At 73.8% G+C, this 1,054-nt stretch carries 1 protein-coding gene; it reads left to right on the top strand.

The window, feature by feature from the left end; all coding sequences use genetic code 11:
- Positions 1-322 precede the first annotated feature (322 nt).
- Positions 323-970 (top strand): sigma-70 family RNA polymerase sigma factor, encoded by a 648-nt coding sequence (locus x551_RS22595; protein ID WP_051495985.1) that lies wholly within the window; start codon positions 323-325, stop codon positions 968-970.
- Positions 971-1,054 lie beyond the last annotated feature (84 nt).

The raw sequence follows: 1,054 nt of genomic DNA, 5'->3' as shown, positions 1-1,054 counted from the left end.
GACGCACGGCCTCGGCCCGCGCCGGCGCGGGCGAGACCCAGTCGTGCGCCTCGCTCCAGCCGACGCTGCAGGCGCTCAGCAGGCTGACGGCGGCAAGCCCGGCCGGCCGCAGCCAACCCGGGAACAAGGAAGAAGGCAGGGTCATCGTCGACTCCAGTCGGTGAACAGGACAGAGGCCCGCGATCCGTCGCGCGCCCAGGCTGGCTGATACGGCCGGGCCGCCCGAACGGGGTCAAGACCAATGCCGTCGCGCCGTTCAACCCCGTTCGCGGCCCTCGCACGTACAAGCCCGAACCGCCGCGATGGCAGACTGAGCAGGCCCATGCCCGACCCCACGCCCGAACCCTCCGACGACACGCTGATGCAGGCCTTCGCCGGCGGCGACGCGCGCGCCTTCGAACGGCTCTACGCACGCCACCACGTCGCGCTCTACCGCTTCGTGTGCAGGCTGCTCGGCAGCGCCTGCGCGGCACAGACCGACGAGGTGTTCCAGGACACCTGGCTGCGCGTGATCGACGCGCGCACCCGCTGGGCACCGCAGGGCGCGAGCTTTCGCACCTGGCTGTTCACGCTGGGCCACCACCGCGCGGTCGACTGCCTGCGCAGGAGCGGCCGGGAGGTATCGGTCGACGCGCCGGGGCCCGACCCCTGGGAACCCGACGGCGAGCCTTGGGCCCGCTGGCCGGTCGCCCACGGCGCCGACGGGCAGGGCGTCGACGACCAGGCCTTCTGGCGTGCGGCCGGCCAGCGCCTGCTCGACTGCCTGGATGGCCTGCCCGCCGCGCAGAAGGCGGTGTTCCTGCTGCACCACGAGGACGGCCTGTCGCTCGCCGAACTGGCCGCCGCGCTGGAACTGGGTTTCGAGACCGCCAAGAGCCGGCTGCGCTATGCGATGAGCAAGCTGCGCACCTGCATGGGCGCCTACCTGCCCGGTGCGGGCGTGCTGACCGCGCCCGAGGGGAGCGCATGAACCGTCCGCACCCGCCCGAGCCGGCCGGTGACGACGACGTGGCGCGCGACGCCCATCTGCGCGCCGCGCTGCGGCATGCGCCGG

Origin of the sequence: Methylibium sp. T29 (genome assembly GCF_000576205.1) — a bacterium.
Taxonomy (GTDB): Bacteria; Pseudomonadota; Gammaproteobacteria; order Burkholderiales; family Burkholderiaceae_C; genus Methylibium; species Methylibium petroleiphilum.
This window is presented reverse-complemented; position numbering and strand designations above follow the sequence as displayed.

Bases quoted from the DNA above. Each gene is read 5' to 3' on its own strand.
- x551_RS22595 (WP_051495985.1), top strand. From the start codon at position 323: ATGCCCGACCCCACGCCCGAACCCTCCGACGACACGCTGATGCAGGCC.